The 13,791-nt window shown below is 62.3% G+C and carries 14 protein-coding genes and 1 riboswitch; of the genes, 7 read left to right on the plus strand and 7 right to left on the minus strand.

Features of this window, described 5'->3' with window-relative positions:
- Positions 1 to 38 precede the first annotated feature (38 nt).
- Positions 39 to 1,250: a serine hydrolase domain-containing protein gene (locus tag AC1Q6J_RS05845; RefSeq protein WP_492278377.1), complete on the plus strand. Its 1,212-nt coding sequence runs from the start codon at positions 39 to 41 to the stop codon at positions 1,248 to 1,250.
- A gap of 54 nt (positions 1,251 to 1,304) precedes the next feature.
- On the opposite strand, the gene AC1Q6J_RS05850 is transcribed toward AC1Q6J_RS05845, so the two are convergent.
- A complete protein-coding gene (locus AC1Q6J_RS05850; protein ID WP_492278378.1) occupies positions 1,305 to 1,736 on the minus strand; it encodes a hypothetical protein in 432 nt (143 codons plus the stop codon).
- Between the two features lie 80 nt (positions 1,737 to 1,816).
- Positions 1,817 to 2,049, plus strand: a riboswitch (cobalamin riboswitch).
- 168 nt (positions 2,050 to 2,217) lie between these two features.
- On the opposite strand from AC1Q6J_RS05850, the gene AC1Q6J_RS05855 reads away from it, so the two are divergent.
- The gene (locus tag AC1Q6J_RS05855) at positions 2,218 to 4,380 is read left to right on the plus strand and encodes a TonB-dependent receptor (RefSeq protein ID WP_492278379.1); all 2,163 of its coding nucleotides are present in this window, start codon (positions 2,218 to 2,220) and stop codon (positions 4,378 to 4,380) included.
- 135 nt (positions 4,381 to 4,515) lie between these two features.
- Here the strand turns inward: AC1Q6J_RS05855 and AC1Q6J_RS05860 are convergent, their stop codons facing one another.
- Positions 4,516 to 4,779: a His-rich protein BRANT gene (locus AC1Q6J_RS05860; protein WP_492278380.1), complete on the minus strand. Its 264-nt coding sequence runs from the start codon at positions 4,777 to 4,779 to the stop codon at positions 4,516 to 4,518.
- 275 nt (positions 4,780 to 5,054) lie between these two features.
- Here AC1Q6J_RS05860 and AC1Q6J_RS05865 point away from each other — a divergent pair, with 275 nt between their 5' ends.
- The 4 genes from AC1Q6J_RS05865 (at position 5,055) to AC1Q6J_RS05880 (ending at position 7,850) form a co-directional block, all read left to right on the plus strand.
- Positions 5,055 to 5,600, plus strand: coding sequence for a tetratricopeptide repeat protein (locus AC1Q6J_RS05865; protein WP_492278381.1), 546 nt, complete (start codon positions 5,055 to 5,057; stop codon positions 5,598 to 5,600).
- 178 nt (positions 5,601 to 5,778) lie between these two features.
- Positions 5,779 to 6,558 carry an NAD kinase gene (locus AC1Q6J_RS05870; protein ID WP_492278382.1) on the plus strand — a complete coding sequence of 260 codons (780 nt, stop codon included), beginning with the start codon at positions 5,779 to 5,781 and terminating at the stop codon, positions 6,556 to 6,558.
- A gap of 159 nt (positions 6,559 to 6,717) precedes the next feature.
- Positions 6,718 to 7,263, plus strand: a complete 546-nt coding sequence (locus tag AC1Q6J_RS05875; protein WP_492278383.1) for a response regulator — start codon at positions 6,718 to 6,720, stop codon at positions 7,261 to 7,263.
- Positions 7,264 to 7,271: 8 nt separating this feature from the next.
- The gene (locus AC1Q6J_RS05880; protein WP_492278384.1) at positions 7,272 to 7,850 is read left to right on the plus strand and encodes an Hpt domain-containing protein; all 579 of its coding nucleotides are present in this window, start codon (positions 7,272 to 7,274) and stop codon (positions 7,848 to 7,850) included.
- 183 nt (positions 7,851 to 8,033) lie between these two features.
- Here the strand turns inward: AC1Q6J_RS05880 and AC1Q6J_RS05885 are convergent, their stop codons facing one another.
- The 5 genes from AC1Q6J_RS05885 to folE form a co-directional block, all read right to left on the minus strand.
- Positions 8,034 to 9,578: a DUF2336 domain-containing protein gene (locus AC1Q6J_RS05885; protein ID WP_492278385.1), complete on the minus strand. Its 1,545-nt coding sequence runs from the start codon at positions 9,576 to 9,578 to the stop codon at positions 8,034 to 8,036.
- A 119-nt stretch (positions 9,579 to 9,697) separates the two neighbouring features.
- Complete coding sequence (locus AC1Q6J_RS05890) at positions 9,698 to 10,426, minus strand: sulfite exporter TauE/SafE family protein (RefSeq protein ID WP_492278386.1); 729 nt, start codon at positions 10,424 to 10,426, stop codon at positions 9,698 to 9,700.
- A 149-nt stretch (positions 10,427 to 10,575) separates the two neighbouring features.
- Positions 10,576 to 11,562, minus strand: a complete 987-nt coding sequence (locus AC1Q6J_RS05895) for a lytic transglycosylase domain-containing protein (RefSeq protein ID WP_492278387.1) — start codon at positions 11,560 to 11,562, stop codon at positions 10,576 to 10,578.
- Positions 11,563 to 11,747: 185 nt separating this feature from the next.
- Complete coding sequence (gene hisI, locus AC1Q6J_RS05900; protein WP_492278388.1) at positions 11,748 to 12,182, minus strand: phosphoribosyl-AMP cyclohydrolase; 435 nt, start codon at positions 12,180 to 12,182, stop codon at positions 11,748 to 11,750.
- 48 nt (positions 12,183 to 12,230) lie between these two features.
- Positions 12,231 to 12,899: a GTP cyclohydrolase I FolE gene (folE, locus tag AC1Q6J_RS05905; RefSeq protein ID WP_492278389.1), complete on the minus strand. Its 669-nt coding sequence runs from the start codon at positions 12,897 to 12,899 to the stop codon at positions 12,231 to 12,233.
- Positions 12,900 to 13,327: 428 nt separating this feature from the next.
- On the opposite strand from folE, the gene AC1Q6J_RS05910 reads away from it, so the two are divergent.
- Complete coding sequence (locus AC1Q6J_RS05910) at positions 13,328 to 13,786, plus strand: iron-sulfur cluster assembly scaffold protein (RefSeq protein ID WP_492278390.1); 459 nt, start codon at positions 13,328 to 13,330, stop codon at positions 13,784 to 13,786.
- Positions 13,787 to 13,791: the final 5 nt, after the last annotated feature.

A 13,791-nucleotide genomic window follows, 5' to 3' on the forward strand; every position in this document is an offset into this window, starting at 1 on the left:
AATGCCTGCGTTTCTTTCAGCCAGAGAAAAAGAAAAACATGACAGCCAAACCGACCGCAAAGAGTCTCTCTAAAAATCTGATGACCGAATTCCCGCCAGCGCGGGACAATCTTGTAACCCTCGCCAACTGGCGCACACAGCCCTCCAGCGACTGGAGCTTTCACAACGTCCGCCGCCTGCTGCCGACCGCGAACATCGCGGCGTCGAAAAACCCCATCCCGCTGGACAGTTCGCTGGTCGAAATCGGCGACGTTGCCTTCGAGGGCAACAAGGGACGGACCACATTGCGCGATGCGCTGCGCACCACGAACACCAAGGGGTTTCTGGTTCTTCGCCGCGGCCGGATCGCAGCCGAGTGGTACGCGGGCGGCATGGATGCTTTGACGCCGCATATCGTGTTCTCCGTAAGCAAGTCGATCTGCGGCGCGCTCGGCGGAATTCTCGCGGACAAGGGATTTCTCAATCCCAACCGGCCCGTGACCGATTACGTGCCTGAAGTCTCGTCGTCGGTGTATGGCGGCTGCTCGGTACGGCACCTGCTCGACATGTCGGTCGGCATCGCCTTCACCGAGGATTACGTCGATCCGGATGGCGATGTCGCGCGCTATCGCCGCGCGGTGGGATGGGATGTCATTAAACCCGGCCAGAGCACCATGGCGCTGCGCGAATATCTCGCGACCCAGAGGCCCGACGGCAAGACCCACGGCGACACGTTCCATTATGTCTCGACCAACACCGACATGCTCGGCTGGGTCTATGAGCGCGCGGCGGGCCGCGCCCTCTCCGATTTGCTCGGCGAGTATCTCTGGACGCCGCTCGGCGCGGAAATCGACGCCTATGTCACCCTCGATCCGGAAGGCGCCATGCGCGCCGCCGGAGGCATCTGCGCCGCCCCGCGCGACCTCGCCCGCTTCGGAGAAATGATCCGGCAACGCGGTGTCGCGAACGGCAGGCAAGTGGTGCCGGGCTGGTGGATCGACGACATCAACGACAACGGCGATCCGGCGGCGTGGGCGCGCGGCGAATTCGCCGCGATGTTTCCGGACGCGGCCTATCGCAGCAAGTTCTACCAGATCGACCGCAAGCGGCGCACGCTGTGCTGCATCGGCATCCATGGCCAGTGGATCTACATCGATCCGATCAGCGAACTGGTGATCGTCAGGGTCGCCGCCGAGCCGATCCCGCTCGAAGTCGCGAACTACCGCGCATGGGGACGCGGCTTCGCGGCCATCGTCCAGCACTTCTCATAGGACCTCGCTTCATCGCGGCGGCGCTGCAACGGCGCCGTCGCATCGAAGCCGGCGTCAGCGCGTCAGCTTTTCCAGTTCGGGAAACGCGGCGTAGGTGACGCCCTTACAAAGATCCTCGGTCTCCTCGATGATGCGATCGAGCCGTCCGTCGATATACATGCCGGCGCGTTCCTTGATGCCGGCGTAACGCCCCGCACTGCGCGCATTAAAGCGCACACAAACGACGTAGCGGCGGCGTCCGCCGACCTCCTTTTGCGCGGGCTCCGAAATTCCCGCCTCGCGTATGCCGGCCGGGTCGTTCAGATAGGTGCGCAGCAGAGCCAGCAGTTCGGGGCGGTAGTTCGCCGGATACGGCTGGTTCTCGACACCGCGATCGGCGGTGTAGGACAGGCCATCGCTGCCGCCGGTCCATGCACAGCCGGAAACACAGAGCGCAGCCAGCGCCAGCGCCGCGCTCCGCGTATATGTCACCAATTTGCAACGCATTCCGATGAAGTCCATGGCCTGAGGCATCGCATTGGGTTTCTTGCACACTGTGTCATTGACAAGGCAACCCCTCGCCGGTTGATTGCAACCACGGCACAGGTGCCAGCGCAAGCTGGCGAATAGGGAATTCGGTGCCGCCGTGCGTTTCGTCAGAGTGACGCATGCACGGCCAGTCCGAAGCTGCCCCCGCAACTGTCAGCGGTGAGCCGTTGTCCATGAGGCCACTGAGCGAAGGCTTTTCAGCCGGGCTTGGGAAGGCGGACAACGGCGACGATCCGCGAGCCAGGAGACCTGCCTGTACCGGTCATCCTTCCGTCGCACGGGGCGTGCGAAGGGGCGGCGTTCCGCAGCGGTGACGTGACGTAACTGTTGCGGAGGTTCGGCCGATGGCCTGTTTCCTCAGTCAGGACGGAACGTATGGAGGCAGCAACCTGCCGCCGGCCGTCATGTCTGCGCGTTTTCACCGCGCCTCCGCGATCACATGCATCGGCGGGGCTTCATAGTGACTCATTCTTCTAAATCTCTCTTTCCGGCGGCGACGCTCGGACTCTCCTTCGCAGCGGCGTGTCTTGCGGGCACCGCGCTTGTAACCCCTGCCCGCGCGCAGGATGGCGGCGCGTTGCCGCCGATCAACGTCGATGCCAGCCGTCTCTATGGCGGCATTATCGGCGCATCGACCAGCGTTATCACCGCGGAAGACATCGCGCGTTCTCCCAACCAGACGATTCAGGATGTGCTCGCGACCATTCCGGGCGTGCAGCTTACGAATCTCTATGGGGCTGTGAACGGTACCGGCTCCGTCGTCGATCTTCGCGGGTTCGGCGCCTTTGCGTCGTCCAACACATTGTTCCTTATCAACGGCCGCCGCCTCAATGAGGCCGACCTTCAGGGCGTCGATCTGTCGACAATTCCGATCCAATCGATCGCGCGCATCGAGATCACGCGCGGCAACAGCGGTGCGGTGCTGTACGGCGACAACGCCGTCGGCGGCGTCATCAACATCATCACCAAAACCGGTGCAGGCATCGGCAAGCCGATCGCGGGGCGCATCGAGGGCGGTGTGGGCTCTTACGGGCAGCGCGAAGGCAATGGCTCGTTCAGCACCAATTCGGGACCATGGTCGTCCGCAGTGTTCGGCAACGCCGTTCATTCGGACGGATACCGGAAGAACAACAAACTCGACCAGCAGAATGGGGTCGGCGAGATCCGCTACTCCACGCCTGAGTTCAGCGCATTTTTCAATTTGTCCGGCGACCGGCAGCAGCTCGGCTTTCCCGGCACGCGCGCGAACATGTACACCCTCGACTTTTTCACCTTCACCAACCAGTTGCTCGATCTGCGCGGAACGAGCACGCCGAACGACTACGGCAAGAAGCAGGGCGTCAACGCCACTGCCGGTTTCACAAAATCCTTGTGGGCGGGCGCGGAGCTGATCGTCGATGGCGGCGTCCGCAACAAGAAGCAGCAGGCGGGTTTCTTCGGCGATCCCAACTATGTGCTGTCGTTTCCGGGCGATCGTTTTCCTTACGCCTATGTCGACTCCGATCTGACAACGTGGTCGATCACGCCGCGCCTCAGCATGAAGAACACGTTCGGCAGCGTGACGTCGAACATCCTGACCGGCCTCGACTACTACGATGCGCGCTACAGCTCGAACCGTCAGTACACGATCTCCGATCCGCCCAATCACGTCTACAATCTCTCGCAGCAGACCATTGCCGGCTACTGGCAGCAAACGCTGGGATTGTTGCCGAGCACCGACTTCTCCTACGGCGGACGCATCCAGCAACTCAGCCTGAAGGCACGCGATAGGTACGATCCCACCGCGCCCGCAGGCAGTCTGCTGGCTCAGGCGACGCCTCTCGACAAGGACGAGACCAACCACGCGCTGCATGTCGGGCTCGAACATCGCTTCAACGAGAATTTCGCCGTCTTCGGCCGCGCTGCGCGAGCTTTCCGCACACCCAATGTGGATGAGCGCGTCGTCACCGGACCGGCGTTCGGAGGGGCCTTCCCATTTCCGCCGATTCCGCAAAACTTCGAGCTGAAAACGCAAACGTCCTACGACGTCGAAGGCGGCATTCGTATTCACGGTGGGCCGCTGGACATTCAGACCAGTTTCTACGACATGCACTTGAAGAACGAGATTCACTTCAATCCGGCTGCGTTCTTCAACTACAACCTCGATCCGACGCATCGCTATGGTTCCGAGACCCAGGCCTCGTTGCGCATCAACGAATCTTTCAGACTGAAAGGCGGTTTCGCCTACACGCGCGCCGTGTTCGAGGAAGGCCAGTTTGCCGGAAAGGACGTGCCGCTTGTTTCACGGCTTTCCGGAAGTGCCGGATTCACATGGAACATCTGGCAGAAGTACGCCGTGCTCGATGCCAGCGCACGCTTCTGGAGCAGCCGCCGTCTCGACAACGATCAGGCCAACACACAGGGCCTGATTGGTGCCAACGCAACCATCGACCTGAAGCTGAGCGGCGAGATCGACCGCTTCTTCTGGTCGGCTGCTGTTATCAACCTGTTCGACGCCCAGTATTACGACTACGGCATCGCCAGCGCGTTCACGCCGGGCTCTTACGCGATCTACCCGCTTCCCGGCCGGATGTTCCTGGTGAAAGCCGGCATGACGTTCTGATTCCAGAAGAACTGCCGCAAAACAGCCCGGCCTGCGCTCATCTCGCGATGATCCGCAGGCCGTTCTTCTTTCCATGAGCCGCTTCGATGCGGGGGCTATGCAATAGCGGTCACGGAAATATCATTGAAGAAGGGATCAGCCCTTCTTCTGCACGGCGATGTGCTTCGCAGGCGCCGTGGACGAGATGTGCTTCTTGCTCACGACGGCGCTGGTCTTCTTGTGTACCTTGTGATGCTTGACCTTCTTCGCCTTCACTTTCGCGTTGGCGTTCGCGACCGACGGCTTCAACGTTTCGGACTTCGCGGCGGGCGCCGTTTCGGTCTTCATGACGGTGGCGGCCATGGCAGGCGCGACAATCATCGAACCCGCGACAAGGGCGGCAGACATGATCTTCAGCATGGGTCTCTCCTGTCGTTATGCGATCCGGTGTGGCCGGTCAGATGGCCGGGTTGCCGATCGTCGCAACAACGCTAGGACCGCCGCGCTGAACTCAATCTGAAGCGCACCAATGGCTTTCGTTCATCTGAATGACAGTTTGGACATGTGCGGACGTCCGAAACCGGCTGAAAGCCGCCGGAATTATGGCCGGCAGTCGCGGGAATGTTTGAACCGACCGGGTGTTTAAACCGACAAGTCGGTATAGCATCGACCTTGCAGATCAACGGAGGCTACGCATGAGCAACTTGACCATCAGGCAGATTTCTCTGGCACTTCTTCTTTCGGCGTTCGTTACGGCACCCGTGATCAGCCAGGTGCAGGCCGCAGGCTCGGATACACCCTCGCCTCCCGCTTCTGACACCAAATCGCAGCCGAAGGACAAGAAGAAAGACGACAAGAAATCGTCGGTCGAGGACCCCGCCTTCCTCCAGGGTTATCGCACCGCCTACGCCACGATCTATGAGCGGAACGACTACGCCGCCGCTATTCCGCAGCTCAAGGCGCTCGGTCAGGACGACCGCGCCGATGTCGCCAACCTGATCGGCTATTCGTATCGCAAGCTCGGCAACTACGAGCTTGCCAGCGTCTGGTATGAGCGAGCCTTGAAGGCGGATCCGAACCACGTCCGCACCTGGCAGTATTACGGCCTGTGGCAGGTCGAACAGGGCAATCGCGAACAGGCGAAGCACCACCTCGCCAGGATCGAAACCCTCGCGGGCCGCGACAGCGCCGAGTATCAGTCGCTGGCCTCCGCCCTGACCAGCGGCCGGACCTCATACTGACCGGAGATATCGGTTAGCCGCCCTGGCTAACCGGCAGATCAAGCCCCGCCGGCTGAATATCGGCCGCGCGGGGCTGTTTTGCGCGGCCGATCGCGCCTCGACAACACCGGAAAACCTCGTATAGACCAAGCCCGCGCGTCACGACCTCGTGCATGCGTGCCCAGGGGCTGATCCGGATATGACGAAGCCGAGAAAATATGAGCGGATTGCCTTCGTGGCAGGCCCGAGCGATGAGGCCCAGCAGGCCCTCGCCCAGCTCACCGCGGCCTATGGCAACCAGCCGTCCGACAAGGCCGACGTGGTCGTGGCGCTGGGCGGCGACGGGCTGATGCTGCAAACGCTGCACAGGCACATGCGCTCCGGCATCCCGATCTACGGCATGCACCGCGGCACCGTCGGCTTCCTGATGAACGAGTTCAGCCAGCACTCGCTGATCGAACGGCTGGAAGCCGCGAAGCTCACCGTGATCAACCCGCTCTTGATGCGTGCCACCGACGTTCACGGCAAGGTGCATATCCATCACGCCATCAATGAGGTCTCGCTGTTCCGGCAGACCCATCAGGCCGCGCGGCTGCGCATCCTGGTCGATGAGCACGAGCGGATGGCCGAGCTCATTTCCGACGGGATCATGGTGGCCACGCCCGCCGGTTCGACTGCCTACAATCTGTCGGCACAGGGCCCGATCCTGCCGATCAATGCGGCCCTGCTCGCCCTGACGCCGATCAGCCCGTTCCGCCCGCGCCGCTGGCGCGGCGCGCTGCTGCCAAACACTGCCTTCGTCGTGTTCGAGGTTCTCGAATCCGACAAGCGGCCAGTCGCCGCCGTCGCTGACCATGACGAGGCCCGCGACGTGCAACGGGTCGAAATCATCGCGGACAAGACCATTTCGATCCGCATGCTGTTCGATCCCGGCCACAGCCTGGAAGAGCGCATTCTCAGCGAGCAGTTCGGGTTCTAGGGCACGCGCCTGGATTCCCGGGCAGATCAACTCTCTCTCCCCACGGGAGAGGTGAAGCAAGGCGACCTGCCTCCTCTTGGATAACCATTCGTTAACGGGCACCCGCATATAGTTAATGCGAGGTGTACCCTGTTCCGGGTGCGCCATCTCGGGCTGCGCATGTTTATTATCGATTTCAACAAGCTGCGGTTTCTGGTGTGCGACGACAATGCGCATATGCGGCGTATTCTGCGCACGCTGCTGCATTCGTTCGGCGCGCGCGAAGTCTATGAGGCGGAAGACGGCGCGACCGCGCTCGAGATGTACTCCCACTATGTCCCCGACATCGTCATCACCGACTGGTCGATGCCGATTTTCGACGGGCTGGAACTCGCGCAGATGATCCGTCAGCCCGACGGCGTGGGCAATCCCTACGCGCCGATCATCATGCTGACCGGCCACTCGGAGAAGCGCCGTGTCATGGTGGCGCGCGATGCCGGCGTCACTGAATTCCTGGCGAAGCCGATTTCCGCGAAAGGGCTTTACCAGCGCATCCTCAATGTCGTGGCCAATCCCCGGCCCTTCATCAAGACCAAGAACTATTTCGGACCGGACCGCCGCCGCAACACCAATGCCGCCTATATCGGCGTCGAGCGGCGCACCGGCGGCAAAGCCGAAGTCATGCAGCAGCCTTCGCTGCTCGACAAAGCCCGTTCCGGAAACTAGGAGCACCCATGGCCCGCAAGCCGCAAGCCGAGATCAAGGTCGATACCTTCGCGGATCATCAGATCATCTCGCAGCCCAATCCGCTGCGCAAGATGGTGCGGTATTCCGAAGAGAAGGACCTCGACGATCCGGTCGCACGGGCCGAACAGGCGCTCGCCAGCCTGTCCGGCGAGTTCAACAACTGGATGCAGGTGGAGTGCGATCGGCTGAGCGCGGCCTATGCCGCAATCGCACGCGACGGGCTGAACGGCGAAAACCGCGAGGAACTGTTCCGCGCGGCGCACGACATCAAGGGCGGCGCCGCGACGTTCGGCTTCCCCACCGCGGCTGCGGCGGCGGAAAGCCTGTGCCGGATCATCGAACATGCGCCGGATCTCGCTCAGGTGCCGGGCGAACTGATCAAACACCACGTCAACGCCATTCAGGCGATCTATCGCGAGCAGTCGCGGATCGAGGCCGTCGGCATGGCGGACGAACTGAGCAAGAAGCTGCGCGGCGTGGCCGACGAGTATCTGATCCACGTCAACCGCGATCGTCCGGAACATCTCGAAGCGGTGATGTCACCGAGCATCGTGCCGGAAGGCTGAACGACTGCGATGTCGTCCCGGCTAAGGCCGGATCCATCTCGTACGATAGCGCGTCATCCTGAGGTGCGAGCCGCGTTTTCGGCAAGCCTCGAAGGATGCGCGGCGAAGAAATCCGAATCTCACCGTCATCCTTCGAGGCTCGCAAGTGCTCGCACCTCAGGATGACGATTTAGCCTCAAAAGATCACGCCGCGATGCGCTGGTCGTAGCTGTAATCCTCATAGCGGTCGTATCCGTCATACCGATCCATGGCGGCGTCGACATAGGTCTGGACGGACACGTCATCACGCGGAGAATAATCCTCGGCTTGCACCTCGTGACGATACAGCGGATCGGAATTCACCACCGCATACGCATCACGCGCCGTGTATTCATCCGCAGCACAATCATCGATATAGTGGACGGCCTCGATATGATCGTGATATCGCGGCTGAACCGCGCGCACATCATCGACATCGTGAGCTTCATAAGTGTCGTCCGCCTCGGACAACCCGTATGTATCATCGGCTTCATAAGCACCAGCCGCATCGTCAATTTCGTCGGCGTCGTAGCCTGCCTCTTCGGCAACATGCGCATTGAGTGTGCCGATAAAGTCATCGGCCGCGAGTTCGTCGCAGAACAGGCGCGCTTCTTCCCGCGCCGATTCCATCGCAAAGCGCCGCAGCAGGATCAGCAGCGGCTCGGACACCGTTTCGGCGGTTTCGCACTGGGTGAGCACACGCTCGACCATGCGGCGGCGCAGCCGCGTCGCGCCGGCGACGGTACCGACGAAACCAATTTCATGTGAAGCGTCGAGCGCCGCGCGGAAGGCGCGATAGGTCGATTCCGGCAGGCCCGCTTTCGCGAGCAGTGCGTTCAGGCTGGCGCCGCCGCGATCATGGACGATCGCAGCCACACGGCTGCGCGGCAGGCCGGACAGCTCGACCAGCGATTCCTCGAACAGCTCGATGTTGCCCGACAGGAGCGCGCGCAGGATCAACCCTGCATTGAGCTGGCCGACAGATCGCAGATGACCGATCAGCACGGCCATATCGGCACCACGCGTCTGGGCCGCGATGTTGACCGTGGAGCGCTCCATCGCCTCACCCGCCGCGCGCCGGGCGCGATCGGGGTTCAGCCAGTCGCGCGCGGTGACGAACTGCGTCAGCGTGTCGGACAATTTCTGCGCCAGTGTGAGCCGGATCGCGGCCGGCAGTTCGTCCATCGTCAGCAGGGATTCGCGGATCGCGGCGAGATGGCCAAAACGCTCGGCGATGCGCGCCAGCGAGAAATCCGCCAGCTGGGCCGCGCGATTTTCGATCAGCTCCAGCACCGACAACGCGCAACCGACTTCGGCGATTGCCGCGCAGACCGACGGCGGCAGATCGAAACGGCGCGCGATGGCGCTTTGCGTTTCGGCGTTTCCGGTCGCGACCATGTCGACCAGATCGGAGTCGAGCAGCAACGGTGAATGTTCGAGGATCGGAATCGCCACCGATGCCTGATCGATGGCGAGCGCCGCGACAATCGCGGCGGGCGCATCCAGCGAGTGCGCGAAAACTTCCGCCATCGCCTGCCGCACCAGCGGCGAGGCATCGTCGAGAAGCATCAGGAGCGCGCCTTCCGCGGCGGCGCGATCATCTTCCGACAAATCGGAAATGAGCCAGGCGCGGGCCAGACACCGCGTCGCCTCTGCACGCTCCCCTGCGGGAGCTGTACGAACCCAACTAATAAACTGCCGAACGATCATGGGTGTTCCGGCTTACGCAACATGCCAAGGCATCGCGACGCGACGCCACTGTTACGAACCGTAAACCATGACACTTAAGAAAACGTTCACCATAAACGGCTGCGTTTGTTGAGGTTTTGTTAACCGGGTGAGACCGCACTCCAGAACATCGACAGGCCCGCGACCAGCATCAGACCGTCCATCAAGAGGCGGAAGGAATCGGGATCGAGCCGCATCACGAAACGCTTGGAGATGAACGCGCCGGCGAACAGCGACGACCCCGCGATCAGCCCCTTCAGGATCACATCGAGCGGCAACGCGTCGAACCGGCGGAACGTCAAGGCCTTGGTGATGTAGATCGCCAGCGAACCGGCGGCTTCCGTTCCGAGCAGCGCGCCCTTGACAAGACCATACGACATGAAGATCGGCACGGTCATCGGCCCGGTCGATGCGACGATGCCGGTGAGATAGCCCATCGCCGCACCGATGATTGCCAGCGACCAGAGCGGGAGCGTGAAGCTGTTCGCCGCCATCCAGCGCCGCAGCGGGATCATCGCAATCAAAAACACGCCGATGGTGATATCGACAACGCCCGGCGGCAGCGCGAGCAGCGTTCTCGCGCCGAGCACGGCGGCAGGCACCGCGGGAATTGAATAGGCTCCGACCGCCCGCCAATCGACCTCGCGCCACCATGCCATGATCCGCGACAGGTTCGCCATGATCGCGGCGATCGCCATGATCGGCACCGCCTGCTTCGGCCCGAACGCATAGGCGAGCACCGGCAGCAGCATGATCGACGACCCGGTGCCGACGATGCCGCTGAGGATGCCGGCCGCAAGGCCGACGATGAGGACGAAAGCGTAGATCAAGGGGCAGGCCTTGTGTTGAAGGGCACGAACCGGCGACGCGTCCAGATTGTCATTGCCGGGCTTGACCCGGCAATCCATCGCGCTGGAGGAATCTTTTGAAGATGGATACGCGGGTCAAGCCCGCGCATGACGATTGGAGGGGTTTGGACTTAGCCGCTGAAAACGCCGGTGGAATCGCTGAACAACCCAAGCCCCTGCGGAGCCTCCGTCCGGGCGGCAGCTCCCGCCGGCAGCGGGTTCGTGAGCGATGTGTTGTTGCCCCACAGCTCGCGCACGGTGTTGGACACCGGCTCGGGGCGATCGCCGGTCTGATACAGCGAACGAAAAACCGGCTGGGCGGGCGTCTGCAACGATGCGACCTGGGTTGGCGCATCGGCAGGGGTACGAACCTGCGGAAAGCTCGAGAGATACGCGGCGTTGTCGACAGGCGCCGCCGCTGTGCGCGGCTGTCCGGGCGTGACCCCGGCCGCGGCCATCGCCGTGCGCGCCGTCTGGGAATTCGCCGCGGCATCGTAGCGCGATGTCAGCACCGAATAGACCTGCGAGACGCTGCGCGCGCTGCCGTCGCGGTTGTAGAAGATCGAGCGGTTGGCCGCGGCGGCGCTCGGAAACATCGCAGGACCGGAGGCGCGCGGATTGTCCTCCGCGCCCGAAATCAGCCGCGATGCGCCGCTCACGCCCATGAAGTGCGCCATGTAAAGTTCACCGTCGGTCGGGCGGCGGCCGATCATGCCGGTCAGCTTGAAGCTGTTGGACTGCGTCAGTACGCCGGCCATGGCGGCGTTGGCGGCGGGGTCATCGCGCAGCTTGAGGATCTCCTCGCGTGTGGAGGAATCGCTCACCGAATACCGGCCCGAGGGTGATTTCGAGATCGCGTCGGCGTATTTGCCGAAGCCGAAGGCGGCCCCCGCCTCCTTCACCGTGCCGAGCCAAGTCTGCTCGATGAACTGATAAAGTCCCCGCGCCGACGAGGTTGAGGCCTGCGCGCCGGGGTTGAGGTTGGATTCGATCTTTGCCGCCGAGATCAGATATTCAAAGCTGGCGCCGGTCGCGCTGGCGGCATTCTTGATCGTGCCCGCGATTTTCGCGCGCGCGGAATCCAGCCCGGTGGTTATGGTTGAAGTATCGACAGCCATGTTCGGTGCCCGCTCCCCAGGAACCTGAACCAGCGTGCCGCATTTATGGTTAACGAAGGGTTAACGGCGATTAGCCGTCACCCTGAGGTGCCGTAGCGAAGCGAAGGCCTCGAAGGGCGACGGCGGCGTTGTCATCCTTCGAGGCTCGCCGAAGACGGCTCGCACCTCAGGATGACGATTAGAACTCACCGATATACCTTCGCCGGATCGAACACCTTGTCGGCGTCGACGAAGCTCAGCTTCGCCTCGCCCCCCGCGCCGGTGACAGCGCGGTAGAAGCACGAGCGCCTGCCGGTATGGCAGGCAGCGCCTGTCTGCTCGACGCGAATCCACACCGCGTCCTGATCGCAGTCCATCCGCATCTCGATCACACGCTGGACATGACCCGAGCTTTCACCCTTCTTCCAGAGTTTCTTGCGCGAACGGCTGTAGTACCACGCCTCGCCGCTGGCGATGGTCTTGCGCAGCGCCTCGTCGTTCATGTGTGCAACCATCAGCACGTCGCCGGAGGCGGCGTCGGTGGCGACGCAGGTCACGAGGCCGGACGCGTCGAATTTGGGCTGAAACGTCAGCCCCTCTTCGATGTCATGCGAGTGGGTGTGTGATGAAGCAGCGGTCACGTCGGTGTCCTTTGCAGAGAAGGCGCAAGGCCTCTCGGAAAGGAGGCCTTATACGCCACGCACCATGTTGAGGAAACGGGCCTGTTCGTCCGGATTGTCCTGAAACACGCCGGTAAAGCGCGTGGTCAGGGTCTTCGCGCCCTCCTTGGCGATACCGCGCACCGACATGCAGGTGTGCTCGGCTTCCATCACCACCGCGACGCCGCGCGGCTTGAGGATGGCGTTGATCGCACCGGCCACCTGCGCGGTGAGATGCTCCTGGGTCTGAAGCCGATGCGCGAAAGCATCGACCAGCCGCGCGAGCTTCGACAGGCCGACCACGCGGTCCACCGGGGCGTAGGCGATGTGCGCCTTGCCGTAGAACGGCATCACGTGATGCTCACAATGCGAATGGAAGGCGATGTCGCGGATCAGCACGAAATCGTCGTAGCCCGCCGTCTCGCCGAATGTGCGGTCGAGGATTTCAGCCGGGCACTGGGAATAGCCCTGAAACAGTTCGTCATAGGCCTCGATCATCCGGCGCGGCGTATCGAGCAGGCCCTCGCGGTTCACGTTCTCCCCGATATAGGCCAGCAGCGTCTTCGCCGCCGCCTCAGCCTCGTCCCGGGATGGACGGATGAGTTCGGGGTTGATGGCGGAGGCCAGGTAGTCGGAAGCAGGAATTTCGGATTTTTCCGCCGGCTTGCCGGTGCGGATTGGCTTGATGATCGCGTCCATTTCGTCTCCGTTCGACCGGCCCTGGTCCATGGTAACCTCGACGGAGGGCCGGAGTGTCACCGGTCAGCCGCGGCGGCAATACTCACCCGCCGGACGCCTAGCCTGCATGATTGCAGCAAATCGCAGGAAAATCGTCTATATTTCCGTGCATTGCTGAAATGCAGGCGGTTTATTCCTGCATCGTGGTCATTATATAGGCTCAGGGCCGCGACCGCCAAGAGCGGGGGTGCGACTAGTGATCCGGTTCTGACATTCGTATTACCTCCCGGCAGGCATCTTTTACGAATGTCAGAACCAAAGGATCACTAGAATTATAGTTTTCTAGTGTCCTTTCGCATCCGACGTTCGCTCGGAAAGGCGCTGCAGAGTGAAGCGAACGTCGGATACGGGACACTAAGGGTCTCATGCAAGAGCGAAATTCGACCGCCATGCTGAATGACATCTACAACAAGAAAATCATCGAACTGGCGGGCAATATTCCGCGTCTGGGGAGGCTTGCCGACCCGGATGCTTCGGCGACCGCCCATTCCAAACTGTGCGGCTCGACCGTCAAAGTCGACGTAAAGATGCAGGACGGCGTGGTGAGCGATTTCGCCCATGACGTGAAGGCCTGCGCGCTGGGCCAGGCCTCCTCCTCGATCATGGCCCGCCATGTGATCGGCTCCAACGCCGCCGAGCTGCGCGAGTTGCGCGAAACCGTGCGCAGGATGCTCAAGGAAAACGGCGCACCACCGCAGGGCAAATGGGCGGATGTCGCCATGCTGGAGCCGGTGCGCGACTACAAGGCGCGCCATGCCTCGACCCTGCTGACCTTCGATGCGGTGGTGGATGCCGTCGGCCAGATCGAGGCCAAAGCCGCAGGCGCCCTCGCCCCGGCACAAAGCTAACGGAA

Source organism: Afipia sp. MLSD5-FHT05B12, assembly GCF_058793355.1.

What these genes read in the sequence shown, in the direction of transcription:
- AC1Q6J_RS05845 (WP_492278377.1), top strand. Translation starts at nt 39, where the DNA reads ATGACAGCCAAACCGACCGCAAAGAGTCTCTCTAAAAATCTGATGACC.
- AC1Q6J_RS05850 (WP_492278378.1), bottom strand. Translation starts at nt 1,736, where the DNA reads ATGCGTTGCAAATTGGTGACATATACGCGGAGCGCGGCGCTGGCGCTG.
- AC1Q6J_RS05855 (WP_492278379.1), top strand. Translation starts at nt 2,218, where the DNA reads ATGCATCGGCGGGGCTTCATAGTGACTCATTCTTCTAAATCTCTCTTT.
- AC1Q6J_RS05860 (WP_492278380.1), bottom strand. Translation starts at nt 4,779, where the DNA reads ATGCTGAAGATCATGTCTGCCGCCCTTGTCGCGGGTTCGATGATTGTC.
- AC1Q6J_RS05865 (WP_492278381.1), top strand. Translation starts at nt 5,055, where the DNA reads ATGAGCAACTTGACCATCAGGCAGATTTCTCTGGCACTTCTTCTTTCG.
- AC1Q6J_RS05870 (WP_492278382.1), top strand. Translation starts at nt 5,779, where the DNA reads ATGACGAAGCCGAGAAAATATGAGCGGATTGCCTTCGTGGCAGGCCCG.
- AC1Q6J_RS05875 (WP_492278383.1), top strand. Translation starts at nt 6,718, where the DNA reads ATGTTTATTATCGATTTCAACAAGCTGCGGTTTCTGGTGTGCGACGAC.
- AC1Q6J_RS05880 (WP_492278384.1), top strand. Translation starts at nt 7,272, where the DNA reads ATGGCCCGCAAGCCGCAAGCCGAGATCAAGGTCGATACCTTCGCGGAT.
- AC1Q6J_RS05885 (WP_492278385.1), bottom strand. Translation starts at nt 9,578, where the DNA reads ATGATCGTTCGGCAGTTTATTAGTTGGGTTCGTACAGCTCCCGCAGGG.
- AC1Q6J_RS05895 (WP_492278387.1), bottom strand. Translation starts at nt 11,562, where the DNA reads ATGGCTGTCGATACTTCAACCATAACCACCGGGCTGGATTCCGCGCGC.
- folE (WP_492278389.1), bottom strand. Translation starts at nt 12,899, where the DNA reads ATGGACGCGATCATCAAGCCAATCCGCACCGGCAAGCCGGCGGAAAAA.
- AC1Q6J_RS05910 (WP_492278390.1), top strand. Translation starts at nt 13,328, where the DNA reads ATGCTGAATGACATCTACAACAAGAAAATCATCGAACTGGCGGGCAAT.